Source organism: Deinococcus indicus, from assembly GCF_002198095.1.
In the GTDB taxonomy this organism is placed as follows: domain Bacteria; phylum Deinococcota; class Deinococci; order Deinococcales; family Deinococcaceae; genus Deinococcus; species Deinococcus caeni.
The window spans coordinates 15,929-41,379 of the sequence record NZ_NHMK01000024.1 but is presented as its reverse complement, the minus strand read 5'-3'; the positions used below and the strand labels follow the sequence as shown (position 1 = coordinate 41,379).

Annotated in this window: 22 protein-coding genes; 11 read left to right on the top strand and 11 right to left on the bottom strand. The window is 70.8% G+C overall.

Annotated elements, in window-relative coordinates; all coding sequences use genetic code 11:
- Positions 1-98: 98 nt before the first annotated feature.
- Together CBQ26_RS15345 and CBQ26_RS15340 are read left to right on the top strand one after the other, a co-directional pair.
- Positions 99-851, top strand: a complete 753-nt coding sequence (locus CBQ26_RS15345) for a ribonuclease H family protein (RefSeq protein ID WP_088249565.1) — start codon at positions 99-101, stop codon at positions 849-851.
- 94 nt (positions 852-945) lie between these two features.
- Entirely contained in the window at positions 946-3,408 is a 2,463-nt protein-coding gene (locus CBQ26_RS15340) for a glycoside hydrolase family 31 protein (RefSeq protein ID WP_088249509.1), read from the top strand.
- Between the two features lie 168 nt (positions 3,409-3,576).
- On the opposite strand, the gene CBQ26_RS15335 is transcribed toward CBQ26_RS15340, so the two are convergent.
- The 6 genes from CBQ26_RS15335 to CBQ26_RS15310 form a co-directional block, all read right to left on the bottom strand.
- Positions 3,577-4,131, bottom strand: coding sequence for a VUT family protein (locus CBQ26_RS15335; RefSeq protein WP_172418126.1), 555 nt, complete (start codon positions 4,129-4,131; stop codon positions 3,577-3,579).
- Positions 4,132-4,232: 101 nt separating this feature from the next.
- Positions 4,233-4,745, bottom strand: coding sequence for a hypothetical protein (locus CBQ26_RS15330; protein ID WP_088249508.1), 513 nt, complete (start codon positions 4,743-4,745; stop codon positions 4,233-4,235).
- A 127-nt stretch (positions 4,746-4,872) separates the two neighbouring features.
- A complete protein-coding gene (locus tag CBQ26_RS15325) occupies positions 4,873-5,550 on the bottom strand; it encodes an arginase (protein ID WP_088249507.1) in 678 nt (225 codons plus the stop codon).
- Between the two features lie 135 nt (positions 5,551-5,685).
- On the bottom strand, positions 5,686-6,642 hold the full coding sequence (locus tag CBQ26_RS15320) for a GNAT family N-acetyltransferase (protein ID WP_088249506.1): 957 nt from the start codon (positions 6,640-6,642) through the stop codon (positions 5,686-5,688).
- On the bottom strand, positions 6,639-7,625 hold the full coding sequence (locus tag CBQ26_RS15315; RefSeq protein WP_229844102.1) for a GNAT family N-acetyltransferase: 987 nt from the start codon (positions 7,623-7,625) through the stop codon (positions 6,639-6,641). Before CBQ26_RS15315 ends, CBQ26_RS15320 begins: the two co-directional genes overlap by 4 nt.
- Positions 7,622-8,659 carry a GNAT family N-acetyltransferase gene (locus CBQ26_RS15310; RefSeq protein WP_088249505.1) on the bottom strand — a complete coding sequence of 346 codons (1,038 nt, stop codon included), beginning with the start codon at positions 8,657-8,659 and terminating at the stop codon, positions 7,622-7,624. Before CBQ26_RS15310 ends, CBQ26_RS15315 begins: the two co-directional genes overlap by 4 nt.
- Before the next feature lie 116 nt (positions 8,660-8,775).
- On the opposite strand from CBQ26_RS15310, the gene CBQ26_RS22010 reads away from it, so the two are divergent.
- Both CBQ26_RS22010 and CBQ26_RS15305 read left to right on the top strand, forming a co-directional pair.
- On the top strand, positions 8,776-8,928 hold the full coding sequence (locus CBQ26_RS22010) for a hypothetical protein (protein WP_172418125.1): 153 nt from the start codon (positions 8,776-8,778) through the stop codon (positions 8,926-8,928).
- Positions 8,925-9,590, top strand: a complete 666-nt coding sequence (locus CBQ26_RS15305; protein WP_088249504.1) for a PIG-L deacetylase family protein — start codon at positions 8,925-8,927, stop codon at positions 9,588-9,590. Before CBQ26_RS22010 ends, CBQ26_RS15305 begins: the two co-directional genes overlap by 4 nt.
- A 25-nt stretch (positions 9,591-9,615) precedes the next feature.
- Here CBQ26_RS15305 and CBQ26_RS15300 read toward each other — a convergent pair whose 3' ends face one another.
- Positions 9,616-9,912 (bottom strand): hypothetical protein, encoded by a 297-nt coding sequence (locus tag CBQ26_RS15300; protein ID WP_088249503.1) that lies wholly within the window; start codon positions 9,910-9,912, stop codon positions 9,616-9,618.
- A gap of 103 nt (positions 9,913-10,015) precedes the next feature.
- Between CBQ26_RS15300 and CBQ26_RS15295 the strand changes: the two genes are divergently transcribed.
- A complete protein-coding gene (locus tag CBQ26_RS15295; protein WP_172418124.1) occupies positions 10,016-11,938 on the top strand; it encodes a putative bifunctional diguanylate cyclase/phosphodiesterase in 1,923 nt (640 codons plus the stop codon).
- A 29-nt stretch (positions 11,939-11,967) separates the two neighbouring features.
- On the opposite strand, the gene CBQ26_RS15290 is transcribed toward CBQ26_RS15295, so the two are convergent.
- On the bottom strand, positions 11,968-13,098 hold the full coding sequence (locus tag CBQ26_RS15290; RefSeq protein ID WP_088249501.1) for a M20 family metallopeptidase: 1,131 nt from the start codon (positions 13,096-13,098) through the stop codon (positions 11,968-11,970).
- Between the two features lie 841 nt (positions 13,099-13,939).
- Here CBQ26_RS15290 and CBQ26_RS15280 point away from each other — a divergent pair.
- Positions 13,940-15,934 carry a S9 family peptidase gene (locus CBQ26_RS15280; protein ID WP_088249499.1) on the top strand — a complete coding sequence of 665 codons (1,995 nt, stop codon included), beginning with the start codon at positions 13,940-13,942 and terminating at the stop codon, positions 15,932-15,934.
- A 57-nt stretch (positions 15,935-15,991) separates the two neighbouring features.
- Here the strand turns inward: CBQ26_RS15280 and CBQ26_RS15275 are convergent, their stop codons facing one another.
- The 3 genes from CBQ26_RS15275 to CBQ26_RS15265 all read right to left on the bottom strand — a co-directional run bounded on the left by CBQ26_RS15275 (position 15,992) and on the right by CBQ26_RS15265 (position 19,556).
- Positions 15,992-18,211, bottom strand: coding sequence for a beta strand repeat-containing protein (locus tag CBQ26_RS15275; protein ID WP_143342170.1), 2,220 nt, complete (start codon positions 18,209-18,211; stop codon positions 15,992-15,994).
- A gap of 172 nt (positions 18,212-18,383) precedes the next feature.
- Positions 18,384-19,193, bottom strand: coding sequence for a hypothetical protein (locus CBQ26_RS15270; protein WP_088249497.1), 810 nt, complete (start codon positions 19,191-19,193; stop codon positions 18,384-18,386).
- 159 nt (positions 19,194-19,352) lie between these two features.
- Positions 19,353-19,556, bottom strand: a complete 204-nt coding sequence (locus CBQ26_RS15265) for a hypothetical protein (RefSeq protein ID WP_088249496.1) — start codon at positions 19,554-19,556, stop codon at positions 19,353-19,355.
- Between the two features lie 110 nt (positions 19,557-19,666).
- Here CBQ26_RS15265 and CBQ26_RS15260 point away from each other — a divergent pair, with 110 nt between their 5' ends.
- From CBQ26_RS15260 to CBQ26_RS15240, 5 genes are all read left to right on the top strand, one after another.
- Positions 19,667-20,614, top strand: coding sequence for an ABC transporter substrate-binding protein (locus tag CBQ26_RS15260; RefSeq protein WP_088249495.1), 948 nt, complete (start codon positions 19,667-19,669; stop codon positions 20,612-20,614).
- Positions 20,615-20,935: 321 nt separating this feature from the next.
- Positions 20,936-21,874 (top strand): RIO1 family regulatory kinase/ATPase domain-containing protein, encoded by a 939-nt coding sequence (locus CBQ26_RS15255; RefSeq protein ID WP_088249494.1) that lies wholly within the window; start codon positions 20,936-20,938, stop codon positions 21,872-21,874.
- Positions 21,875-21,911: 37 nt separating this feature from the next.
- Positions 21,912-22,730, top strand: coding sequence for an HpcH/HpaI aldolase/citrate lyase family protein (locus tag CBQ26_RS15250; protein WP_088249493.1), 819 nt, complete (start codon positions 21,912-21,914; stop codon positions 22,728-22,730).
- Between the two features lie 572 nt (positions 22,731-23,302).
- Positions 23,303-24,433 carry a carbohydrate kinase gene (locus CBQ26_RS15245; RefSeq protein WP_088249492.1) on the top strand — a complete coding sequence of 377 codons (1,131 nt, stop codon included), beginning with the start codon at positions 23,303-23,305 and terminating at the stop codon, positions 24,431-24,433.
- Positions 24,434-24,506: 73 nt separating this feature from the next.
- Complete coding sequence (locus CBQ26_RS15240; RefSeq protein ID WP_088249491.1) at positions 24,507-25,445, top strand: pseudouridine-5'-phosphate glycosidase; 939 nt, start codon at positions 24,507-24,509, stop codon at positions 25,443-25,445.
- The last annotated feature ends 6 nt before the right edge of the window (positions 25,446-25,451 follow it).

Here is a 25,451-nt window from a genome sequence, read left to right as displayed (position 1 = left end):
TACGTGAAGGAAATACGTGAAGGAAGCGCCGGGCGCAGGCTGGGCTTTCTGCGTGGAGAATGACGGTCAGCGCGCGGTGCGTGTGGGGGTGGTGCGGCGTGAATCAGGCGTTCGTGGATGCCAGCTGGAATGAGGGACCGGACGCCGAGGGGCGGCTGGTGGGCGTGGGTGGCTGGGGACTGGTGCTGATCGTGCCGGGGCAACTGCCGGCGCGGTTTCAGGGGCAGCTGCGCGCCCCGGACAACAACGCGGCCGAGGTGCGCGCGGTGCTGGAGGCGGTGCGGGCCGCGCCGGTCGGCGAGGCGCTGACGGTTCACACGGATAACGAGGCGGTGATCGCGTCGGTCGGGCGCGGGCGCGGGCCGGAGGTCCTGACGGTCGCGGCCCGCGAGGTGCTGGAAGAGGTCGCGGCGCGGGGCGTGGACCTGCGCGTGCGGTACGCGCCGCGCACGCGGCGGCACATGCTCACGGCGCACGAGCTGGCGAACGACGCGCGGCGGGGCCTGGGCACGCCGGGCCTGACGGCCGCCCGGTCGGACGTGCTGATCGAGCAGCGCGCCGCCGGGGACGAGGCCCGCGTGAGCCTGCGCCGACCCGGCGAGCGCGTGACGGCGCACGTGCCGCTGGACGTGATGTCGGAGGTCCCGCCGAGCGCGCAGGCACTGCTGGCCGCCGTGGGGCTGGCCCTGCCGGGCGAGGTACTCGTCGTGCGGCGGGCCAGCCGGGTCGCGCAGGCGCTGTGGCACCGGCCCGAGCGGGCGCTGCGGGCGGGCGCGCAGGCGACGCTGCAACTCGCGCGCCGCGCCGCCGACGAGAACGGCGTGCAGGTCGAATTCCTGGACGTCGGCTGAGGAGAACGGTGATGGTTGATAGTCGATGGAGCCGCGCTTCTTTCAACCATCAACTTTCAACCATTGACTCCCGGCGCGCTACGCTGGGTCCATCATGAGGTTCTCTTCGTTCGCGGTGGAAAGTGGTGGGGTGGCGGCGGCCGGCGGGCAGGGGTCCGAGGTGCGCGTGTGGGGCGAGTCGGACGTGCTGGTGGTGTCGGCGCCGTTGCCGGGGGTGCTGCGGGTGCGGTTGCTGCCGGAGGCGCGGGCGAACTCGCTGGGCTTTCCGCGTGCGCCGGTCAAGCGGAGTTTCGCGGTGCGGCCGGACCTGCCGGCCGGGCTGACCCTGAACGCGGCGGATCTGGACGACGAGCTGCTGGTGATCGGGGCCGGGTTGTCGTTCCGGCTGGACCGCGTGTCGGGGGCGTGGCAGGTCCTGACGGGCAGTGGGGCCTCGGCGCGGGTGCTGGTGTCGGCTCCCGTGTGGGGTGGTGAGGCGCCCACGCAGCGGCCGGCGCTGGATGCCGAGCGCTTCAACCTGCGCCGCTCGCGCCTGAACCTGGACGCTCCGGAGGGCGCGGCGTTCCTGGGGTTCGGCGAGCGGGTCGGGCCGATCGACAAGCGCGGCATGCACCTGACGTTCTGGAACACGGACTGCTTCCCGCATCACACGGAGACGGACCCGCTGTACGTGTCGGTGCCGTTCACGACGGTGCTGCACGAGGGCCGGGCGCACGGGGTGTTCGTGGACGAGCCGTGGCGGATGGAGGCGGACGTGGCGCGCGCGCATCCGCACGAGTTGCGGTGGGCGTCGGCGGGTCCGGAGCTGGACGTGTACGTGCTGTCCGGGCCGCGTCCGGCGGACGTGCTGCGGCGCTACGCGGACCTGACGGGGTACGCGCCGATGCCACCGCTGTGGGCGCTGGGGGCCGGTCAGAGCCGCTGGGGGTACCGGACGGCGCAGGACCTGCGGGACGTGATTCAGGGGTACCGGGACCGGAATCTTCCGCTGGACAGCGTGTACGTGGACATCGATTACATGGATGCGTACAAGGTGTGGACGGTGCAGCGCGCGAACTTCCCGGACCTGCGGGCGTTCGTGCGGGAGGCGGGCGCGCAGGGCGTGAAGCTGGTGCCAATCATCGATCCGGGCGTGAAGGTGGAGGCCGGGTACGACGTGTACGAGGAGGCCGTGCGTGGGGATCATCTGGTCCGCACGGCGCGCGGGGACGTGCTGGTCGGCGAGGTCTGGCCGGACCCGGCGGTGTTCCCGGATTTCACGCGGCCCGAGGTGGTGAACTGGTGGGCAGGTCGGCACAGGTTCTTCGCGGACGCCGGGATTCAGGGCCAGTGGAACGACATGAACGAACCCGCGTGCTTCAGCCTGCGCGAGCCGCGTGAGACCGAGGGCAAGACCCTGCCGTACGACGCGAGGCACGGCAACCGCCCGCACCTGGAGGTGCATAACGCGTACGCGAACGGCATGAGCGAGGCCAGCCGCGCCGGGTACGCGAAGTTCAGTCCGCAGGTGCGCCCGTGGATTCTCACGCGGGCCGGGTACGCCGGGATTCAGCGGCACGCGACCGTCTGGACCGGGGACAACACGGCCACGTGGTCGCACCTGTCCCTGAGCCTCCCCATGATCCAGGGCCTGGGCCTGAGCGGCATTCCGTTCGCCGGGGCGGACGTGGGGGGCTTTGGCGGCGACACGACCGGGGAACTGCTGGCCCGCTGGTACCAGGCGGCGGTCGGGTACGCGTTCCTGCGCAACCACTCGGCACTGGGCACGGCCGATCAGGAACCCTGGCGCTTCGGGGACACCTTCACGGACGTGATCCGCGCGGCACTGAACCTGCGCTACCGGCTGCTGCCGCACCTGTACACGCTGGCGCAGGCGGCGACCCGCACGGCCCTGCCGGTCATGCGCCCGCTGGCGCTCCACTGGCCCGCCGACGAGGACGCCGTGCGCGAGGACACGCAGTACCTGCTGGGCGAGGGCCTGATGGTCGCGCCGGTCCTGCGCGCCGGGCACCGCCGCCGGCTGGTGTACCTCCCGGCGGGCCGCTGGGCGGAAGTGTTCAACCTCTCGGAGTTCGGGGCCGTGCATACGGGCGGGCAGCACGTCGTGGCGAACGCGCCGCTGCACACGCTGCCCATGTACCTGCGGGCCGGCGAGGCCATCCCGGTCACGGAACCCGCGCCGCACACCACCTCGGCCCGCTGGGAACGGCTGTCGTGGCTGGTCCACGCGGGACCGGCGGGCTTCATCGGGCAGCTGTTCGAGGACGCCGGGGACGGCCCGGCCGCGGGTCGCCTGACCCGGCTGGTCGGCGAGCGGCAGGGCACGCGCCTCGTCATCCGCCGCGAGGCCGAGGGCGACGCGCCGGCCTTCGAGCAGCGCGAGGCCCTGCACATCCTGGGCCTGTCGCACGTGCGCGAGGTGCAGGGCGCGGCCAGTTTCGCCTACGAGGACGGCGTGCTGCGCCTGACCCTCCCCGCCCGCTGGCAGACCGTGACGCTGAACCTCGACGAGGAAGACGACGACACCGTGCCGACCGACGCCCTGCCCATCGACTGACCGCAAGGTTCACCAGAGCAGCGCCCCGCCAGTTCAGTTGGCGGGGCGCTGCTCTGGTGGTCGTGTTCGGGTCATACAGACTCCGTCTGGTTCGCTGACAATCCGAAAGCCGTTGCTTTCCCATCTCGGACCCGGCGGGCTTGGCCGCCCCTTCAGTCGGAGTCGGGATCAGGTGGCGGCGCGCGCGGCCCGGCGGATGCGGAAGGCGAACAGCGCGGCGATCAGGTACTTGATGACGATGTCCGCGAAGATGATCTGCGCGATCTGCGAGGCGGGCATGTCGCCCCAGAAGGCCAGCAGGTTGAACAGCACGCTGTCCAGCGGGACGCTCACGGCGTTGCTGGCCAGGACCCGCGTCCACCAGCTGCGCTGGATCAGGCGCTGGTACACGGCGGTGTCGGCCAGTTCGCCGGCGAGGATCGCCAGGAAGCTCGCGCCGATGAAGCGCCAGGGCGTGCCGGTCAGCAGGGCCACGACGGTGTTCACGATCAGCGCGGCGGCAATGGCGACGTACACGGCGTTCAGGCCGCCCGCCCGGTGGATGCGGTCGCGGAGCGTGAACACGGCCGCGAAGAAGATGGTGCCCACGCTGAGCAGGCCGTACAGCGGAAGCGGCACGAAGGTGTTCAGCGTCAGGTTGGCGAGCAGGATGCTCAGGGCGTACAGCGCGATCAGCAGCAGGGGCAGCGGGGCGAGCAGGCTCCGCGCGGGGGTGGGTTTCATAGGGGTGACCTCCGGCCGCAGCGACAGCACAGGTCACGGGCCGCCCACGAGCTTACCTCACGGCAGCTTTCGGGTGGGGCGGGGGCCGCCGGGGGGGGCGGTCAGCGGCGGCGGCCGAAGCGCAGGCGGGACGGGGCGGGTTCGGCGGGCGCGGCGGCGGCCTGGGTCGTCTCGAAGTCGCGGACGGCGGCGGCCAGCCATTCGGGGTACGCGCCGGGCTCCAGCAGCTCGGTGCGGGGAATCCAGTCGGCGGCGGCGACCTGTTCGGGGTTCGGGTCGAGAATCCCGGCGCTGTACTCGGTGCCGAAGATCAGGTTCAGGCGGGCGTCGGCGCCGCTGTCCTGCGGGCTGCGCGAGGCGTGCGATCCGACGAGTTTCAGGTCGCTGACGACCAGTTTCACCTGCTCGCGGACCACGCGGCGCAGGTTCATCTCGACGAGGTTCAGGCCGCTGCTGCCGCCCAGCAGCAGGCCCGGAAGGCCCTGGCGTCCGCCGGGCAGCAGTGGCTGGCGCGGCTGGACGATCAGGTAGGCGTCCCGGTTGCGGATCAGGGCGAACACGCCGACCTGATAGGTGGCGGGAAGGGTCTGTTCATCGGTGTGAATACTGGTCACGTCGGCTCCTGATCGCGCGGGATCGCAGGTGGGGGACTGCTGCGGGTTCCTCTGCCCCGTCATTGTAGGCGTTGCTGCGGCGCGCCGCTCACAAGGATGCCGTCCAACCTGTCGGGGGAATACCGGGTCAGGGACGGGCCAGCGGCGGCACGATGGGCGTGGCGCGCAGTTCGGCCGCCAGCGCCAGGAACGCCGGGTCGTGCGCCGGGTTCGTCCACGCCGGGGACTGCACCAGCAGCAGCGACGTGACCCGCGCCGGGTCGGGCAGGTCCGCGCCGGGCCGAGCCTGCCGGGTCAGGGTCACGCGGTCCAGCAGCGCGGCGGGCAGCAGGTCGCGGATCTCGCCGCGCGTGCGGTCCAGATCGAAACCCTCCGCGACGGGCAGGTCCGCGTGCCAGTCCGGGTACAGCGTCGTGACCGTGCGGATCAGGCCGCGCGCCAGTCCCAGGCCCGCCCAGTTGCCGGGCCGCACGCGCGCCGGGTCGCCACTGCGGCTCCCCAGATCGTGGTGCGAGTCGAGGTTCAGCACATCCAGGCCCGGATACCGTTCCAGCCACGCCCAGGCGTCCGCGTGACTGAGCGTCACGAACGCCGGAATGCCCACGTACGCGCGGAGGGCCTCCCAGCCGGAGTACAGCGGGAAATCCGTCTCCAGCGCGTCCCAGTCACGACCTCCACGCTGGCGCGCGCGGTCCACCCACGCGCCGGACCGGTCATGGTCGAGGTCCCGCGTCCCCCAGATCGGCGCGTCGAACACCAGTTCCCGCGTGCCCGAGAAGGCGTCCCAGTCGATACTCAGCAGCACAGACACAGCTTACGCGGTGGATGGTTGATGGTTGATGGTTGATGGTTGATGGTTGATGGTCAACAGCGTGTGCGCGGGGTGCCCGCCTAGGTCAAGCCGACCCACTCCCCACTGCCCACACCCCACTCCCCTCCTTCACCCGAAGCGGGTCACGTACGACACGCTGGCGGGGTCGCGGACGAAGCCGAGGCGGTCGTTGATGGCGAGCATGGGGGCGTTGTCGCTGGCGTTGTCGGTGCGGATGGTCGTGGCGTTCAGGGTGCGGGCGGCGCGGATCGCGGCGAGCTTCAGGGCGGTGGCGACGCCCTGGCCGCGCCAGGAGCGGGTGACGCCGGTCAGGCCGGTCAGGAGGTCAGGGCTGGCGTCGCTGCGGAACAGGGTGGTCTGGCCCACCCAGTCCCCGCCGACCTCGGCGATCAGGTACGCGTCCGGCAGGAGGCCGGGGTCGCCCAGGATGGCGTCCTCGAACACCTGCCGGGTCAGGGGCGTGGCGGGTTCGGCGCGGGGCACGTCCTGGCGCACGTCGCTCATGAGGGCGTGCAGGCGGCCCACGAGGTCCGGGGTGTCGGCGGCGCGCAGGTCGGTCAGGCTGCGGAGGCGGACGCCGCGCGCCTGCACGCGTTCCTCCAGTACGGCATACGGAGTGGGGTCGAAGTCCGGGACGTGCAGGGTGGACATGAAGTACCGTTTGCCGCCCGTGAAGCCCCGGCGGGTCAGGAAGCCAGGCGCGACCGGGTGGTCCTCGCGGGCCAGGATGCGGGCGGATTCGGCGTTCCGGGCGCGCAGGTCGGCGGCCAGGGTGTTCCAGAGGGCCGCGCCGATCCCGCGTCGCTGCGCGTGCGGCGCGACGGCGAGGTCCAGGTCGTAGCGGTGCGGGTGGAACGCGCCGGGGTTCTGGTGGTACCCGGCGACGCCCGCCACCTCGCCGCCAGCGTGGGCGACGAACACGGCCCAGCCGTACCCCCAGTCCTGCTGTTCGCGCATCTGGTGGCGGTACTCCTCGCCGGTCAGGGGTTCGTGCGGGTTCGCGCCGGTCAGGATGGCGGCAGCGGCGTCCCACTCGTGCTCGGCGATGGGCGTGACGGTGATCATGCGTCCACCTGACCGCGCTGCATCTCGACCCAGGCGACGCGCGGGCGGAAGCCCAGGCGGTCGTTCAGGGCCAGCATGGGCGCGTTGGTGGTGGCGTTCCCGGTCCAGACCTCGCGGGCACCCAGGTCCCGCGCGACGCGCAGCGCGGCGACCTTCAGGGCCAGTGCCAGCCCCTGGCGGCGCCAGTCGCGGTGCGTGCCGGTCAGGCCGGTGTTCAGGCGCTGCGGGTCGTTCAGGTCCCGGTGCAGTTCGGACAGGGCCGCGACCTCGCCCGCCGGGGTGACGGCCAGCAGCGTGCCGTGCGGCAGGTGTTCCGGGCGGTCGATGCGGGTCAGGAAGTCCTCATAGGCGACCGGGGTCGCGGGGGCGGTGCGGGGCACGTCCTCGCGCGCGGCCAGCCAGCCCGCGTAGAACGCGCGGTGGGCGGCGTCCTCGCCCAGTTCAGCGCTCAAGTCGGCCAGGGTCACGGCCCGCAGTCCATCAGGCAGGGGCGCCCGGTCCGCCCAGGCGTCCGCGTCGAAGTCGGCCATGTCGAGCACGTTGTCGAAGAACCGCATGACCTCCCGGAACCCCCGCGCCGTCAGGAAGTGCAGGCTGAGCGGTTCGTCCTCGTACGCGCCGGCCAGGACCTCGCGCGCGCCCCGCGCCTCCAGGTACCCGGTGACGTGCGCCGCGAGCGCCGCGCCGACCCCCTGGCCGCGCGCGCCGGGGTGAACGCCGACCTCGGCGTGGTAGCGGTCCGGGTGGTACATCCCGCCGAACTGCAACGCCGATGCCGCGCCCAGCAGCGTTCCGTCCGGGGTGTGCGCCACCCACTGCGCGACGTGCAGGCCCAGCGGGTGCGACCGCAGCGAGTGCAGGTCGTGGGCCAGCGACTCGGCGGTCTGCGGGTGGCGGGGATTCACGGCGCTCAGCAGGTCCGCCAGGGCGCCCAGGTCGGCGTCCGTGGCGGGCCGCAGCGCGAAGGGTCGCAGGGCGATCACGCCAGCTCCGGGGGTACGGGGACGGGGCGGCGTTCGCCGGTCACGGGGTCCAGGTGCAGTTCGTAGCGGCTGCGGGTCGGGCCGCGCCGGAAGCCCAGCGCGCGGTTCATGCCCAGCATGGCCTTGTTGGGCGGGTCGTTGAAGGTGCGGATCTCGCCTCCCCCGGCGGCGGCCAGGGCACGCATCGCGGCGACCTTCAGGGCCTTGGCGACGCCGCGCCCCCGGTCCTCGCGGCGCACGCCGGTCATGCCGATGACAAAGAAGCCCGCCGGGTTGCTCATCAGGGTGCTGTAGCCCACGTACGGGCCGGTTTCCGGGTCGTTCACGTCGGGGCGCAGGGCCACGAAGGACAGCTCGTGGCTGAAGGTCGGGTCGTCCAGTTCCTGCTTCACCCACGCCTCGAAGGGCCGCCGGGTGAGGGTCTGCCCCATCGGCACGTCCTGGAAGAGGCGCCAGTCGAGTTCCCACAACCTGCGGTTCCGCTCCGGGTCCCCGGCGAGGTCCGCCACCGGGCGCAGCTGCACGCCGTCCGCCGCCACGGCCGCCATCAGGTCGTCGAAGGCGCCCAGGTCGGCGTCGGCCGTGTGCAGGCGCGACTCATAGCGGTCCCAGGTGCGCACGTAGCCCCGCGCAGACAGGAACGCCCGGCCCGGCGCGTCGTGGTCCTGATCGCTGAGCATCGTGCGGATGTCCTGCGCGCCCCGCTCCCGCAGCCGCGCTGTCAGTGCGTCGTACAGCGCCGTCCCGATTCCCTGCCCCCGCGCGTCCGGGTGAACGGTCAACCCACCGAAGTACCGCCACTCCTCGAATGCGAAATCGTCGTGCCCGACGTTCCCGACGCCCACGATCCGCCCGTCCTGTTCGGCCACCAGCTCGAAGCGGTACAGCGCCGGGTCGTGCGCCTCGTCCCAGGTAGCCAGCAGCTCTGGCGTGACCGGCCAGTCGGGATCGGCGGCACTCAGCAGCGCCGCGATCCGGGCGAAATCGTCGGGCTTGCGCGGCTCGCGCAGCGTGAAGGGGAGCAGGTGGGTCATGCGCCCATCATGCGGGCCGCCCGGCCGGAGGCGCATCCGCCAGCACGCCTACGGCTACCCGGCGCGTGTGCGGCGTGCCCCACGCGGTGACGGGCGGGCGGGCCTATGCTGGGCGGATGAGCAAAGGACTGAACAGGACTCCAGTGGAATGGCTGGTCAAGGCCATTCCATCCGAGCGGATGCGAGTGGGAGAAGAGCGGGCTCCGGGCGCGGAGTGGGCAGAGCGGCGTCTTTCCGATCTGACCACGCAGCAGACGGAGTCCGCATGAAACTGCTGCTGATCGTGCCGCACCCGGATGACGAGGTGTACGGCGCGTCGGGAACGCTGATGGGTCACCTGGAGGCCGGGGAGGCCTGTGGGCTGGTGACGCTGACGCGCGGCGAGGCGGGCCGCACGCTGGGCCTGTGCGACTCGCCGGAGGAACTGGCGCGGATGCGTGAGGTGGAGCTCGCCGCGTGCCTGGGCGTGATCGGCCTGACCACGCCGGAGGCGGTGGCGGGCGGGAGTGTCTTCGAGCATCACCGCTTCCCGGACAAGTACCTGAAGGACGAGCCGCTCTCGGCGCTGACCGAGGTGGCGCGCGAGGCAATGGTGCGCCTGCGGCCCGAGGTCGTGCTGACCTTCCCGCCGAACGGCAGCAACGGGCACCCGGACCACGTGACCACGCACCGCGCCGTGAAGGCCGCGTGGGACACCCTGCCGGACGGCGAGCGGCCCCGCCTGTGGTACTACGCCAGCGACGTGCCGCCGGAGAACGAGGCGCTGCGGGCCGAGTGGCTCCCGCCGAACGTGCGCCACGACGTGACGCGCTTCATCGTGCGCAAGTTGCAAGCCATCGCGTGTCACCGCACGCAGGCGCTGAGCACCGTGGACTTCATCCGCAAGTACCCCGACCGCGTGACCGAGGAGACCTTCCACGAGGTGAGGTGAGGGGAGTGCTTCCCGCCTCCCCTACTTATTCCCAGTCGCTGACGGGAATGAAGTCCACGTTCTCGCCCTCGGTGGCGGTGACGCGGTAACTGCGGTCGAAGCGCACGAGGAGTTCGCCCCGGTCGAAGTGCTGGGGGCTGACGACGGGTTTGCGGAACAGGTACGTGCCGTCGTCGTCGATGCCGATGTGGGCGCCCTTGGTGAAGCGGAACTCGACGACTTCCGCGTGCGGGCGGGTGCGGACGCGCACGCGGTACGTCTGCGGGTCGTCCTGCTTGACGTGCGGGTTGGCGGGCGGCTTCTTGCGGAACAGGTTGAACATCGTGCCCGCAGCATATCGGTTGCCGGGGCGGGCGCTCCGGCGGGCGCTCACGTGACCGGTCAGTATGAAAACTGTGTGGAAGCGATTCATACACTGGGCGTATATGGGCCGCACCGATCCCTCACCTGCCGCGCCGCTGCCGGAAACATGGCGGCTGTCCATGCTGGTGGTCCTGCCGGTCCTCGTGCTGTTCATCGGGGCGTTGCAGGTGTTCTCGCGGCAGGACACCTGGGACCGGACGTACGACCTGCCGCTGAACGGGGTGCTGCTGTTCCTGCTGAGCAGCATCTGGGTCGCCACCGCGCAGCGCTGGAAGGACCAGACCACGCTGGCCCTGACGCTCCTGCTGAGCTGCGCCGCGTTCCTGACCGTGAAACTGGCGTTGCTGGCGGCCGTGGTGCACGAGCCGGCGGTGCTGGTCGCGGAGCTGATCGAGACGATGGTGTGGCTGCCCACGCTGTTCCTGTGGCGGCTGGTGGCCGACACGCCCCGGTCCATGATCAACGTCCTGAACGCCCTGCTGGGCAGCGTGGCAGTCCTGAGCGGCGTGATCCTGCTCGCGCCGCTGCTGCGCGGCGAGGCGCTACAACCGGACGTGATGCGGGCGCTGCTGCACCTGAACCTCTCGGCGGCCGTGACGCTGCACCTGACGTCCCTGTTCATGCGGCGCCACGAGGACCTGGGGCAGCGGCGCGGCGAGCAGAACGCCCTGCGGGTCCTCAGCAGCACCGACCTGCTGACCGGCCTGCCCGGCCGGACGCGGCTGCGAGAAGACCTGGGCCGCATGACGCAGCCCGGCTCGGCGGCGTTCGCGCTGCTGCACGTGGACGTGGACGGCTTCAAGATCGTGAACGCCACGCTGGGACACCCGGCGGGCGACACGCTGCTGCGCGTCCTGGCGGGCGAACTCGAACGGCTCAGCGGGCCGGACGCGCAGGTGTACCGCCTGAGCGGTGACGAGTTCGTGGTCCTGCTGCCCGGCGTGACGCCCGAACAGGCGGACTGGGCGGGGCAGGTCATCCTGCACGAGGCGGCCATCGAACCGAGCGCGCGGGTGGGCGTGGAAACCACCCTGAGTATCGGCCTGACCCTGTACCCGCACGATTCCAGCGACCCGGACGAACTGCTGCGGCACGCGGACAGCGCACTGTTCGCCGTGAAACGCGCCGGCCGCCGCCGCCTGCGCCGCTACCACCCGGAACAGGACGCGCTGACCGAACGTTCGCAGCTGCTGGCGGGCGAACTGGGGGGGGCGCTGCACCGCCAGGAACTGACGCTGGTGTTCCAGCCGGTGTACCGTCTGGCCGACCACCGGATCGTGAAGGCCGAGGCGCTACTGCGCTGGACGCACCCCACCCTGGGCCGCGTGTCGCCCGCCGAGTTCATTCCGGTGGCCGAGCGCAGCGGCCTGATCACCCCCATCGGCACCTGGGTCCTGAACGAGGCGTGCCGGGCGGCGCTGGCCTGGCCGGACCTGACCATCAGCGTGAACGTCAGCGCCGTGCAGCTGCTGCAGTTCGAGTTCCGCGCGACCGTGCAGGCCGCCCTGACCCGCAGCGGCCTGCCGCCGGCCCGCCTGGAACTGGAACTGACGGAAACGGCCGTGCTGTACGAGGATGCCCGCACCGCCCGCGCCCTGCACGAACTGCGCGAGATGGGCGTGCAGATCAGCATCGACGATTTCGGGTCCGGCTACTCGAACCTGATGCGGCTGCGGACCCTGCCGATCACGGGCGTGAAACTCGACCGGTCCATCACGGCCGACCTGACCGACCCGGCCGCCGCGCAGTTCGCGCAGGCGCTCACGCAGGCCGTGACGGGCATCGCCCGGAACCTGGGCGCGGACGTGACGGCCGAGGGCATCGAGACGCCCGCGCACCTGAACGCCGTCCGGGCGCTGCGCTGCCAGCTGGGCCAGGGGTACGGTCTGGCCCTGCCCCTGGGCGCCGCCGCGCTGACCGAGCGCCTGCAGCAGCAGCCGGCGCAGCCCACGGAGCCGCCGCAGCCCGGCCGTCTGGTTCACTGACCGCCAGCCGGACCCGCGACGGACTCCGATCAGACTTCGCGCAGCAGGCGGGTCAGCAGCCGCACGTGGTCGGGCCAGCGGTCCAGGCGGACGTGCTCGTGCTCGGCGTGCGCGCCGTCGCCGGGGGCGCCCAGGCCGTCCAGGGTGGGGATGATGGGCGCGGTGAAGTTCCCGTCGCTGCCGCCGCCGACGACGGCGTGCGTCAGGTCGAAGCCCAGGTCCTGCGCGGCGGCGCGGGCCTGTTCGAACAGGGCCAGGGTGGCGTCACCCTGCTCGAAGGGGGGGCGGTTCAGGCCGCCGCTGACCTGCACGGTCACGCGCGGGTCGCGGGGCGTCCAGGCGCGCACGGCGGCGTCCACCCGCTCGGCTTCCGCGAGGGTAGCGACCCGCAGGTCCAGGTGCAGGGTGCAGTGGGCGGGAATGACGTTCACGGCGCTGCCGCCGCCGATCATGCCGACACTGACGGTCGTGCCGACCTCCGGCCGGGCGAGCGCCTGAAGGTCCAGCACGGCGTGCGCGGCGGCCGTGACAGCACTCGCGCCGTCCTCCGGGCGGTTCCCGGCGTGGCTGGCAACGCCGGTCAGGGTGAGGCGGAAGTCACCGGTGCCTTTCCGGCCGGTCTTCAGGGCGTGCGTGTCCGCGACGGGCGGCTCGACGACCAGCGCGACCCGCGCCTCCCGCGCGGCGCGTTCGATGTGGGCGCGGCTGCCCGGACTGCCGATCTCCTCGTCGGGGGACAGCAGGACGGTCACGCCTCCGCGCGGCCACTCGCCCCGCAGGGCGCGCAGGGCGTGGAACAGGCCCACGATCCCGGCTTTCATGTCGTACGTGCCGGGGCCGTACAGGCGGTCGCCGTCCACGCGCAGCGGCATGTGGTCCAGCGTGCCGTGCGGCCAGACGGTGTCGGCGTGCGTGAGGACCAGCACGGGCCTGTCGGCGGGTTCGGCCGCGTCGGGCTGCACGCCGAAGCGGAAGATCCGGGTTCCGCCGCCCAGGGCGTGCGTCTCGGCGCCCAGGTCGCGCGCCCAGTCCTCGATGACGTCCATGACGCGCTGCACGGCGACCGGATCGCCGGACGGACTCTCGATGCTGGCCAGGGTGTGCAGGTCGGCCTGCATGGCGCGCAGGTCCGGGGTGTCGAATTCAGGCATGGCGTTCATGCTACGCCCTGCCCCCATACCACGCCCCGCCCCGTGTGGGGTCCGTCAGGCATGACAGAACCGCCGGCAGGGCATCCTGCGGCGGTCCGGTCCAAGAGGCGCGAGTCGTACGGATTCCGTTTGTTTCGCCGACAATCCGGAACGTCACCGGATTGCCGGCTCCACGTCCGGAACCCGTTTCTCTCCCACTCGCTTCGCTCGGATTGAACGGGCTTTGCAGCCCATTCAATCGGAGGCCGTATCATACGGGTCCGCCCGGATTGAAGGGTCTGGGTGGCTCCTTCTGGCGGCCCCTTCAATCGGTGTCCGTATCAGCCGAGCAGGGCGATCTCGCGGGCGTCCACTTTCAGGCGGGCGCTGCCCTTGAGGTACAGGTCGTGCAGCGCCTGCTTCCCGAACAGCCGGGCGAGGCGGGTGGCGGTCATCTCGACAGTGCGACCAGCGAATTTCAGACGAACGACATCGAAGGTTCCGGGAACCCAGGTGCAGGACAGTTCTTGCATGACAGACCTCCAGTAGGACGGGTAGAGCGCGGCGGACACCGCTGGGGCGCCGCCAGAGAGAAAAAGAAGCAGGTCCGGCTCGATCAAGAAACGGGTCGGTTGGTCAGGATTGGCCGTGCGGGAAGCAGTCTGGCGAACCCGGCGGTCCACCCACACTCGACTGCTGCCCAGGCCTGTTGGGCCGGTACATTCAGACTAGCTGGCACCTGTATAGAAATGGCAAGGAAAGACCCTATCTCTGTTGAGGAAGTCATCATGAATCCGTCGTTCGTGACAGGTGGACAGGCTCCCGGCCCCTGCCCCGGCGTGACGGGCGTGCGTGTGCTTGACTGAGTGTCATGAACTCAACCATCCCCGGCCCGGAGAGTCTGCTGCCCCTGGTGTTTCCGTCGGACCCGCAGGTCAGCCCGGACGGCACGCGCGCCGCGTTCGTCCTGACCCGCATCGAGGAGGAGGACCCCCGCAAGCCCGACGCGGCCCACGCCAAACCGCGGTACAAGTCGCAGATCTGGCTGGCGGACGCGCAGGGCACGCGCGTCCTGACGCGCGGCGAGGGCCGTGACGGCAGCCCCCGCTGGTCCCCGGACGGGCAGACCCTGGCCTTCACCCGCCGGGTCGGCGAGGGCGCGCAGCTGCACCTGCTGCCCCTCTCGGGCGGCGAGGCGCAGGTCGTGACCCGCTTCCGGAACGGCGTCTCGGACCTCCAGTGGAGCCCGGACGGGCAGTACGTGGCGTTCATGACCACCGCCGACGACGAGGACAAGCGTGACGAGCGCGGCGAGGCCCGCGTCATCACGAAACCCCGCTACCGCTTCAACGGCCGGGACTGGCTGCCCGAGCGCGCCGCGCGCCTGTACCGCCTGCACGTCCCGAGCGGCGAGCTGACCGAGTGGCACGCGCCGGAGGTCGAGCTGGGCGGCGTGACCTGGCTGCCCGACAGCAGCGGCGTGCTGTTCATCGCCGCGACCGACGAACTGAGCGGCGCGCACTGGCAGCAGGAGGTCTGGCACCTGCCGCTGGACGGCACGCCCCGGCAGGTCACGCAGTGGAAGTCCGCCATCAGCGCCGTCATTCCTCACCCCGACGGTCAGCGGTTCGTGCTGGTGGGCCGCCCCGCCGGGCAGGGCAACACCGAACACACCCACCTGTACCTGCTGCCCCTGACCGGCGACGCCGCCCCGGTGCGCCTGGACGCCGGGCATGACCACCCGGTCGGGAACGGCGTGGGCGGCGACTGCCACGTGGGCGCCATGCCCGACAAGCCCGCATGGCTGGACGACCGCACCCTGCTGTTCAGCAGCACCGTGCGCGGCAGCTGCGGTCTGTTCACCGCCACCCTGGCCGCCGACGGGCAGTCCGGCTCCGTGCAGGCCCACACGCACGACCCGCAGGGCGTCATCCCGGCCTTCACGGCGCGCGGCGGCGGCCTCGCGCTGATCCGCGAACGGGCCGACCAGTTCCCCGAGGTGATCCTGAACGGCCAGCCGGTCACGGACCTGCACGCGAACCTCCCCTTCCCGGCCCGCACCCCCGTCCGCGTGGCCTTCCCCACCGAACTCGGCGAGGGCGAAGGCTGGGTGCTGCTGCCCGACGGCACCGACCCCGTCCCCGCGATCCTCAGCATCCACGGCGGCCCGCACACCGACTACGGGCACACCTTCACGCACGAATTCCAGCTGTACGCCGCACGCGGACAGGCCGTGTGCTACAGCAACCCGCGCGGCAGCCTCGGCTACGGACAGGCCTGGGTGGACGCCATCCACGGCCGCTGGGGCAGCGTCGACGCCGACGACCTCCTGGCCTTCTTCGACGCCTGCCTGGACACCCACCCCCGCCTGGACCGCACGCGCACCGCCGTCATGGGCGGCAGCTACGGCGGCTTCATGACCAACTGGCTCACCGCGCACACCACCCGCTTCCACGCCGCCATCACCGACCGCAGCATCTGCAACCTGCTGTCGTTCGGCGGGACCAGCGACATCGGCCTGCGCTTCTGGGACGACGAACTCGGCCTGAACTTCCACCGCCGCGCAGACACCCTGAAACTCTGGGACATGAGCCCCCTCCAGTACGTCGAGAACGTCCGGACACCCACCCTGATCGTCCACTCGGTCCTCGACCACCGCTGCCCCATCGAACAGGCCGAACAGTGGTACGCCGCCCTCACCCTCCACGGCGTGCCGGTGCGCTTCGTGCGCTTCCCCGGCGAGGACCACGAACTGAGCCGCTCCGGCCGCCCGGACCGCCGCCTCACCCGCCTGACCGAATACCTGAACTGGCTCGACCGGCACCTCGCGCCCAGCACCGCACCCGCCGAAACCGTCACCGCCTGACCCCGGCAGCAGAGCGGGGCGGAGGTTCGCCGTGAACCTCCGCCCCGCTTCATGCATTCACTGCGAGTTGAACACGTTGTCCGGGTTGTTCCCCGACACACTGCCGCCCGGCTGGGCGTACACACCCCGTTTCAGCTTGAATACGCCCCCACCGTGCCGCGCCGCTACGTTGCTCGATACGCTGCCACTCTGAACGGTCAACGTGCCGTCATTCCAGAATCCGCCGCCATCCTGCGCTCTATTCCCACTGACGGTCGCCCCAGCCAGCGTAAACGCCGAGGCGGACGACGTTCCATACACACCGTCAGTGTGAACCCCGCCCCCGGTCCACGCCGTGTTGTTGCTGATCGTTCCACCACTGGCCGTCATAACACTGCCGGAATACAGCCGGACACCGCCGCCGCCACCCTCCTGAGTGTCACCAGTATTCGTCACCGTGTTGCCCGTGATGCTCCCGCCGGTCATCTCGACCCGGCCTCTGTCCCCCACCACGAGGCCTCCGCCTCCCTTGACAGCCGTATTCGCTGAGATCAGACCGCTCGAAAACTTCAATACGCCACCGACACTGATTCCACCGCCAGCTGTCTGCGCCGTGTTCCCCTGAATGGTCGCTCCCTGAATGACATGCGTGCCGACACCCTGATCCGCCGAGCCGATCGACACACCCCCACCACGGTCCGCGCGGTTGTTCCGGATGACCAGCGTGCCGCCCAGCGTGACCGTGGACTGCGTGCCGGGCTGCGCGTACGTGGCGATGCCACCCCCGACACCCGGCGTGGTGTTGTCCTCGATCACGCCCCCCGTCAGGGACATCGTCGCGTCACTGTTGATGCCGCCACCCGCCAGCGTGGCGCTGTTGCCCCGGATAGTCCCGCCGGTCATGGTGAAGCCCTTGACGTTGTGAATGCTGTGAATGGCCCCGCCGTACTTGCTCGCGGTGTTCTTCGTGAACAGACCGTCCTGGAAAGTCAACTTACCGTCATTCCCGACGTACATGCCTCCGCCATAGGGAGCGCTGTTTTCGCTGATGGTCGCGCCGTTTACCAGCACGTCACCACCGACGTAGACGGCCCCGCCCACCTGAGTGGAGGAATTGTTCGTCAGGGTGACACCTTCAAGCGTGAGTTTGTGGAAAGCAGCGATTCCACCTCCAGCTTCACTCCGGTTGCCGCTAAGCGTGCCGCCCGTGATGGACGCCGTGCCGTAGGTAGAGACACCACCGCCGCTGCCCCTCTTATCTGGGTTGCTCTGCACGTTGTTGTTCACGCTGCCGCCCGTCATGGTGAAGGTCGGGCGTTCCACCGACGTGCAGTCGGCATTCAGGCAGGTCAGGTACGACACGATTCCAGCTCCGAAGAAAGTCGCCGTGTTATCGCTGACGCTGCCTCCGGTCACGTTCAATGCTCCCTGCGTGAAGATGCCGCCGCCCGAGCTTCCGTAGTACACGTTATTCAGGAACTGTACCGGATGGGTGGCCCGGTTACCGTCCACCTTCCCGGAGCTGAGGGTCGTGGTACTCCCCTGCCCGGCGTAGATGCCCCCGCCATCCCAGACAGCGGTATTGGCACTGACGCTACCCCCAGCAACCGTGAGGGTGCCCTTACTGAAAATGCCCCCCCCAATGCCCTGTACCAGCACATAGTCAGCCGGGTCGGCGAGGGTCGCCTCGTTCCCGGTGACGTTCGTGCTTCCTTTCAGGGTGAGAGTCGCACCTTCCATGTTGTAGATGCCGCCACCTATGCTCGCCTTCCCACCAGTGACGGTCACGCCGTCCAGCGTCAGGTTCCCAGCATTGCTCAGGACGCCGCCGTACGTCACGGTGACGGCCTGGGGATTCAGATTGACTGTTTTCAGGCGGGACAATCCGTCCAGACCAGGCCGTCCGGTCAGTTCACGTTGAACAGCGCTACGTAGGCTAGCGGGCAGCACCGCCCCGGTTCCGCCTTTCAGCGTCCCGCCCTGCATGGTGACGGTGGCGCCCTTGGCGACGTCCAGCGCCCGTCCCTTTCCGGCGGCGTCGATGGTCACGCCCGTGGCGATGATCGTCACGTTCCTGTCGATTTTCAGCGGGCTGGCGAGGGTCAGCGTTCCTGTACCCGTCAGGCGCAGCGTGTCGCCACTCTTCGCGGCGGCCAGCGTGTCCCGCAGGCTGCCGGCGCCGCTGTCCGCGAGGTTGGTCACGGGCGTGCCGATGGGGGTGGGCGTGCCACCTCCCCCGCAGGCGGCGAGGGTGAGGGTCAGCAGGATCAGGGCGGGCGTGTGCTTCGGTGCGGTCATGGTCTTCCCTCCATGCCCCCAGGGCGGCCGGGCGGAGGGAATGGTGCCCGCCCGCGCGCTGAAGGTGACTGGAGTGTCCGAAATGGTCAGTGACCGCACCGTGACCGATGGAATGTCGGGGAAATGAAAAGAGGCCGGACGCTGTGGTCCGGCCCTCTTTCAGGTGTATGGGTTACTCGTCGTCGCGGCGGTTGTTCCAGCCGCGGTCGGCGCGGGCGCGGGGGCGCTCGGGGGCCGCGTCGTTGTCGCGGGGGCGGAAGCCGCCTTCGCTGGGGCCGCTGCGGTCGTCACGGGGACGGAAGGTGGGGCGGTCGCCGCCACGGTCCTCGCGGGGACGGAAGCCGCCGTCACGGTCGCCACGGAAGCCGCCGCGGTCGTCACGGGGACGGAAGCCGCCACGGTCGCCGCCACCCTGGAAGCCGCCGCGGTCTTCGCGGGGACGGAAGCCACCACGGTCGCCGCCACCCTGGAAGCCGCCACGGTCTTCGCGGGGACGGAAGCCGCCGCGGTCGCCGCCACCCTGGTAGCCGCCGCGGTCTTCGCGGGGACGGAAGCCGCCGCGGTCGCCGCCGCCCTGGTAGCCGCCGCGGTCTTCGCGGGGACGGAAGCCGCCGTCACGGTCGCCGCGGAAGCCGCCGCGGTCCTCGCGGGGGGCGGGGCGCTGCTCGCCGCTGCGCAGGCCACCCTGGCCCTGGGCTTCGCGCATTTCGCGCATCTCGCGGCGCAGGCCACGGATTTCCTTGCCCTGGGCTTCGAGCATTTCTTTCAGTTCGGCCAGGACGCCCAGCAGTTCGTCGGCGTCGATGTACTCTTCTTCCTCGCCTTCGGCCCCGTCGGCGCTGACGCCGCCTTCGGTTTCAGTTTCGGCTTCCTGGGCGTCCAGCACGGCGTCCTCGTCGGGTTCGCCTTCCAGCTGGGGGATAATGTCGCGCAGTTCTTCTGGCGTCTGCTCACCGGGGCGCAGCTCGTTGTTGTCCGTCATCTGGTTTGCTCCTTTTTCCTGCATCTGGCCCGCCTCGTGCGGGCGCTGCTCCGGACGCCGGTGGGGGTCACCGTGTGCGGGCGTGCCCCCGAGTGTAGCACCCGCGCGGGCCGGGACCGTTCTGCGGGCGTTCACGCTGTGGGCGCGGTGGGGGGGGCTTCAGCGGCGCAGCAGTCGGCGCAGCACCTGGAATGCGGCGGCCCACACGGCCACGCCGGCCAGCACGGCGACCAGCAGGGCCAGCAGCGGGTGCCACGCGGCGCCCAGCCACAGGGCCAGCAGGCCGAACATGGCGGCGCCCACCGCGATCAGGGTGGCGAGGCGGCGGGCGTTGTCCACGGGTGTCCAGGATTCCAGGTCCATGCGGGCAGCATGACACGGCGTGGCGGGCGCAGATGCCCCGCCCCACGCTGCGGCGACGGTCGGGGGAGCAGGTCACAGACGCGCCGGGCAGGGCGCCTATACTCGCTCTCATGAAACGCGCCTTCCTTCTGCTGCTGGGCCTGCTGGCGACCTCCGCGTCCGCGCAGCGCACCGTGAACATCGGGCTGGGGTACAACCCGGACGTGCAGTTCACGCCGTTCTACGTGGCCGACAAGCTCGGGTACTTCGGAGCGGAGGGCCTGAAGGTCAACTACCAGCACGGGTACGTGTCGCAACTGCTGCCACTGCTGCTCCAGGGCAAACTGGATTTCGTGGTGGGTGACCCCGAGGACGCCATCTTCGCCCGGAACCAGGGCGCGGACGTGCGGTACGTGATGACCATGTACCAGAAGAACCCGGTGACGGTGTTCAGCCTCTCGCCCCTGAGTGGCGCGGCCAGCCTGAAGGGCAAATCGGTGGGCATTCCCGGTCCGTTCGGCAGTTCGTACCACGCCATTCAGGCGCTGCTGGACAGCGCGGACCTGACCGAGGGCCGGGACGTGCGCCTGAACTCCATCGGATTCACGCAGGTGGACGCCGTGCGCGCCGGACGGGTGGACGCCGCCGTGGGGTACTCGAACAACGACGTGCTGCAACTGGCCCGCACGAGCGGCAAGCGGGTGTACACGCTGGACATCGGCGGCGCGTACCCGATGGTCGGCGTGGGACTCATCGGCACCGGCAAGAGCCTGAGCGGCGACCTGGCGAAGAAGGTCGTGCGGGCCAGTCAGCGCGGCCTGAAATTCACGGTCGCGGACCCCGCCCGCGCGTTCAAGGTGGCGCAGCCCGTGTTCGGCGCGAGCGGCAGCCTGGACGTCCTGAAAGCCAGCACGCCCCTGATGACCGGCGCGTACAGCCGCGCCAACGGCATCGGCGCCATGGACCCCGCCGCGTGGACGAAAGCGGTCGCGGCCCTCGTGAAGCAGGGCAAACTGCCGGCCGGCGCGAAAGCCACCGATTACTACACGAACGCGTTCATCAGCAAGACGCTGAAGTAAGGTCGCGGGCAGCGGGAGGCGGGGTGCGGTCACAGGGCGCCCCGCCTCTCTTTTTTGTCGTGTTCGGGCTGGGCCGGCGCATCGGCCGGGTGTGCTAGGCGTGATGGCCTAGCCCGCCCGTTGTTCGTGACACACGCCGCTTTTGCCTGCTACGCTACACCCAATCACCGAAAGGAGGTGCCCGCTATGACCAACATCACTGATGTCCAGACCGCCGCACACGGAGTCTTCGTTCCTGCCCCCTGGAGTGATTTTGACGCACCAACACCGGCCACCTCTGCCTTCGGGCTGGCCCCCCTGCACTGACCGACCGGGGCGCCCATGAGCGCCCGCACCCACACCGACCGGGCTCACGACGACTGGCCCGATCACGGATGGACCGACGACACCGGACCTGACGACGCCTGGGACGAACGCTGGGACACCCCACCGCCCCGACGCCGCCAGAAACGCAGCCCGACCGGCCGCCGCCAGCTGGCACACCTGACCGCCAGCGACCCCGACGACGTGCAGGACGACGTGATCCGCCGCCTGACCGACCGCGGGTACATCACCGAGATCGTCGCGGAACTCAAGAGCGGCAAGGAAGCCACCGCGTACGTCGCGCGCGGCCCGCGCGGCAGCGTCCTCGTGAAGCTGTACCGAGACCTGCAGGCCCGCTCCTTCCAGAACGACCAGGTGTACCGCGAAGGGCAGGTCATCCTCGACGCCCGCGCCGCCAAAGCCATGCAGAACCGCACCCGCCTGGGCCTGCACATGCTCCAGCAGGACTGGGTCCTGAGCGAGTACGCGCACCTGTGGACCCTCTGGAAAGCCGGCCTGCACGTCCCGGAACCCCTCGCCGGACCGCACCCGACCGCGTACGCCGAAACCGTCCCTGCCGTCGTCATGCGCCTCATCGGCACCGAAGACCACATCGCCCCGCGCCTCAGCGACGCCGCCCTGAGCCCCGCACAGGCCCAGCGCGCCTGGGAACAGAGTCTCCAGGGCATGGCCGACCTGCTCCGGCTCGGGTACGCGCACGGCGACTACAGCACCTACAACCTTCTCTGGTGGGAGGACACCGTGACCATCATCGACTTTCCGCAACTCTCGACCCGTCAAAACCCCAACTTTCACACCCTCCTGACCCGCGACGCCCAGAGCCTCGCCACCAGCTTCCGCAAACACGGCATCCACACCGACGGCCCGGCCGTCCTGCGGGACGTGCAACGCCGCGCCCTCGGCCCCGCCCCCGAACCCCGCCTCCTGCTCCCCTGAACGTCCCCCGACCGGCCCCGCGTATTACCGTGAACGCATGAAGCCCCTGCGCTCCGCGCTGTACGTCCCCGCCGACAAACCCCGCGCCATCGAGAAAGCCCGCACCCTACACCCCGACGCCATCATCCTCGACCTCGAAGACGCCGTCGCTCCCGAACACAAAGCCCAGGCCCGCGAACACGTCCGCGACGCCCTGCGCACCCCCTGGCACGTCCCCGTCCTCATCCGCGTCAACGGCGCCGGCACCCCCTGGGCACAGGACGACCACCACCTCGCCCACACCACCAGCGCCGCCGGCATCGTCCTCCCCAAAGTCGAAACCCCCCACGCCATCCAGACCCTCGGCCCCACCCTGCCCATCTGGGCCATGATCGAAACGCCCCACGGCGTCCTGAACGCCCCCAGCATCGCCGCCCTGCCCGCCGTGACCGCCCTCCTCGTCGGCGCGAACGACCTCGCCCGCGCCCTGCGCACCCAACCCCACCCCGACCGCACGCCCCTCCTGCACGCCCTCAGCAGCGTCGTCCTCGCCGCCCGCGCCCACGGCAAAACCCCCCTCGACGCCGTGTACAACGACATCCGCAACCCCGACGGCTTCCAACGCGAATGCCAGCAGGGCCGCGCCCTCGGCTTCACCGGCAAAACCATCATCCACCCCGACCAGATCCACGCCGCCAACACCGCCTTCGGCGTCACTGCCACCGAAGCCCAGGCCGCGCAGGAACTGATCGCCGCGTGGGAACAGGCCCGCCGCGAAGGCAAAAGCGTCGCCACGCACCGGGGCGCACTCGTCGAGCAGATGCACGTGGACGAGGCTCAGGAGGTTCTGGCGCTCTGGGGCGTGACGGAGGGATAGGTGGAAGGTGGGCGCCTGGCGGCGGGCTTCCCCACCCCCCAGCCCCCTACCCCAGAGGGGCAGGGGGAGCAGCGTTGCACTGGGCAGGTATTTCTCTCAGGGGTCGGTGGGTATCGGGCGGGGACGGCCACGGCTCACACGCCATCCTCCGATTTCGCGCCGTTCGCCCCGCGCGCTGCGCGCACGACGGGCTCGGTTGCCACGACGATGGGCTGGCCCCACACCTTGCCGTGACTCGGCAGGTTCTACTTTTTAGCTGTTGCCCAAGCGGTCTTTTAAAAGTCGATCAGCGGCGCGTAGCGTTCCACCCATCTCCTGACCGCAGACTGCCACCGGCCGTCGTGCGCGCAGCGCGCGGGCCTACGAGGGGAGCGGCAGGATGGCGTCGAAGCCGGACACGTCAGCATCCACCACAAACGCGCCGCAGGAGTAGAAACTCTTGCCGAGCCCAGCGACCGCTCCCCCTGCCCCTCTGGGGTAGGGGGCTGGGGGGTGGGGCCGCACCCAGAAACCCACCGCCAACCGCCTCCACCTTGATTAATCACAGAAAACGCCTTTATCATAGAAAGCAGATGCCCCTGACCGACACCGAATCCGCCCTCCTCGCCCTGATCCGCGAGACGCCCCTGGCCACGCCGGAGGAACTGGCGCGCCGTCTGGGGTCCACGCGGGCGTCCGTGAATGTGCACGTGAGCAATCTGGTGAAGAAGGGTGCGCTGCTGGGCCGGGGTTACCTGCTGCCCGAGGCGGGCGGGCCGGGCCGTGTGGTGGTGGTGGGCGGCGCGAACGTGGACGTGAAGGCGCGCACGATTCAGGCGGCGGTGCCGGGGACGAGCAATCCGGGCGTGTCGGCGCAGGCGCCGGGGGGCGTGGCGCGGAATGTCGCGGAGAATCTGGCGCGGCTGGGCGTGCCGGCGTCGCTGGTGAGTGTGGTGGGCCGGGACGCGCTGGGCGACTGGCTGCTGCGGGAGACGGAGGCGGCGGGCGTGGATGTGCGGGCGGTGCTGCGCGCGCCTGAGGTCTCGACGGGTACGTACACGGCGGTGCTGGATGCGAGTGGGGAGCTGCTGGTGGCGGTGGCGGCGATGGCGGCGGTGGAGGCCCTGACTCCGGCGGCGTTGCAGGAGCGGCGTGGGGTGCTGCGGGGTGCGGCGTGGGTGGTGGCGGACGGGAACCTGCCGGAGGCGTCGCTGGCGCATCTGCTGTCCCTGGCGGCCGAGGCGGGTGCGGCGATGGTGTTCGAGCCGGTGAGCGTGCCGAAGGCGGCGCGGCTGCGCCCGGCCCTGGCGGCGGGGCTGGTACCGCAGGCGGTGACGCCGAACGTGCCGGAACTGGCCGCCCTGCTGGGCCGCGCGGTGCCGGACGAGCCGGGGGCGTTGCAGGCGGCGGCGGCCGAGTTGCACGCGCAGGGGGTGAGGCTGGTGTGGGTGCGCCGGGGCGCGGCGGGCAGCCTGCTGAGTGGCCCGGAAGGCGTGACGGAACTGCCCGCCCTGCCTGCCGAGGTGCGGGACGTGACCGGCGCGGGCGATGCGATGCTCGCGGCGTTCCTCGCAGGGCTCGCATCGGGCCTGCCCCCCGCTGAGGCGGCGCGGCACGGGCACGCGGCGGCGGCGATCACCGTCGAGAGCGACCACGCGGTCTCCCCCACCCTCACCCCGGCGGCCATCCAGGCGCGCCTGACGGGGGCTGCCACGACCGGTTAGCCGCACCATCCCTACTCCGTTTCACCCTCTCATCACTCATCATTCCGGGCTGACTGCCCTTTCGAGGTTTCCCATGACTCACGACATCAACCCGACCGTTGCCGCCTACCTGGACATTCACCCCGAAGTCGCTGCCGCCCTGGCCGAGGGCCGCGCGGTGGTGGCGCTGGAGAGCACGATCATCAGCCACGGCATGCCGTTCCCGCAGAACGTGGAGATGGCGCGCGGCGTGGAGGACGTCGTGCGCGCGCACGGCGCGGTGCCCGCGACCATCGCGGTGCTGGGCGGCCGCCTGAAGGTGGGCCTCACGCCCGACGAACTGCACCTGCTGGCAACCGACAAGGGCGTCGAGAAGATCAGCACCCGCGACCTGCCGGTGACGGTGGCGCTGGGCAGGCACGGCGCGACGACCGTGGCGAGCACCATGCGCGTGGCGGCGCTGGCGGGCATCCGTGTGTTCGCCACGGGCGGCACGGGCGGCGTGCACCGGGGCGCCGAGCGCAGCATGGACGTCAGCGCGGACCTGCTGGAACTGGCGCAGACGGACGTGTGCGTGGTCAGCGCGGGCGTCAAAAGCATCCTGGACATCGGCCTGACGCTGGAGGTCCTGGAAACGCACGGCATTCCGGCCCTGACGCTGGGCAGCGAGGAGTTCCCGGCGTTCTACTCCCGCCAGAGTGGCTTCAGGGCGCCCCTGACGGTCGCCACGCCCGACGAGGCCGCGCGGGTGCTGAAGGCGAAGTGGGATCTGGGCGTGTCGGGCGGCGTGATGCTCGCCAACCCCATCCCCGCTGACGCCGAGATTCCCGCCGAACAGATCACCCCGCAGATCGAGCAGGCGCTGCGCGACATGGACGCCCTGGGCCTGACCGGCAAGGACACCACCCCGTACCTGCTGGGCCGCATGGTCGAGATCACCGGCGGCCGCAGCCTCGCCGCGAACATCGCCCTGGTGCGCCACAACGCGATGGTGGCCGCGCAGGTGGCCGTCGCGTACGCACAGCTGGGTTAATGGTTG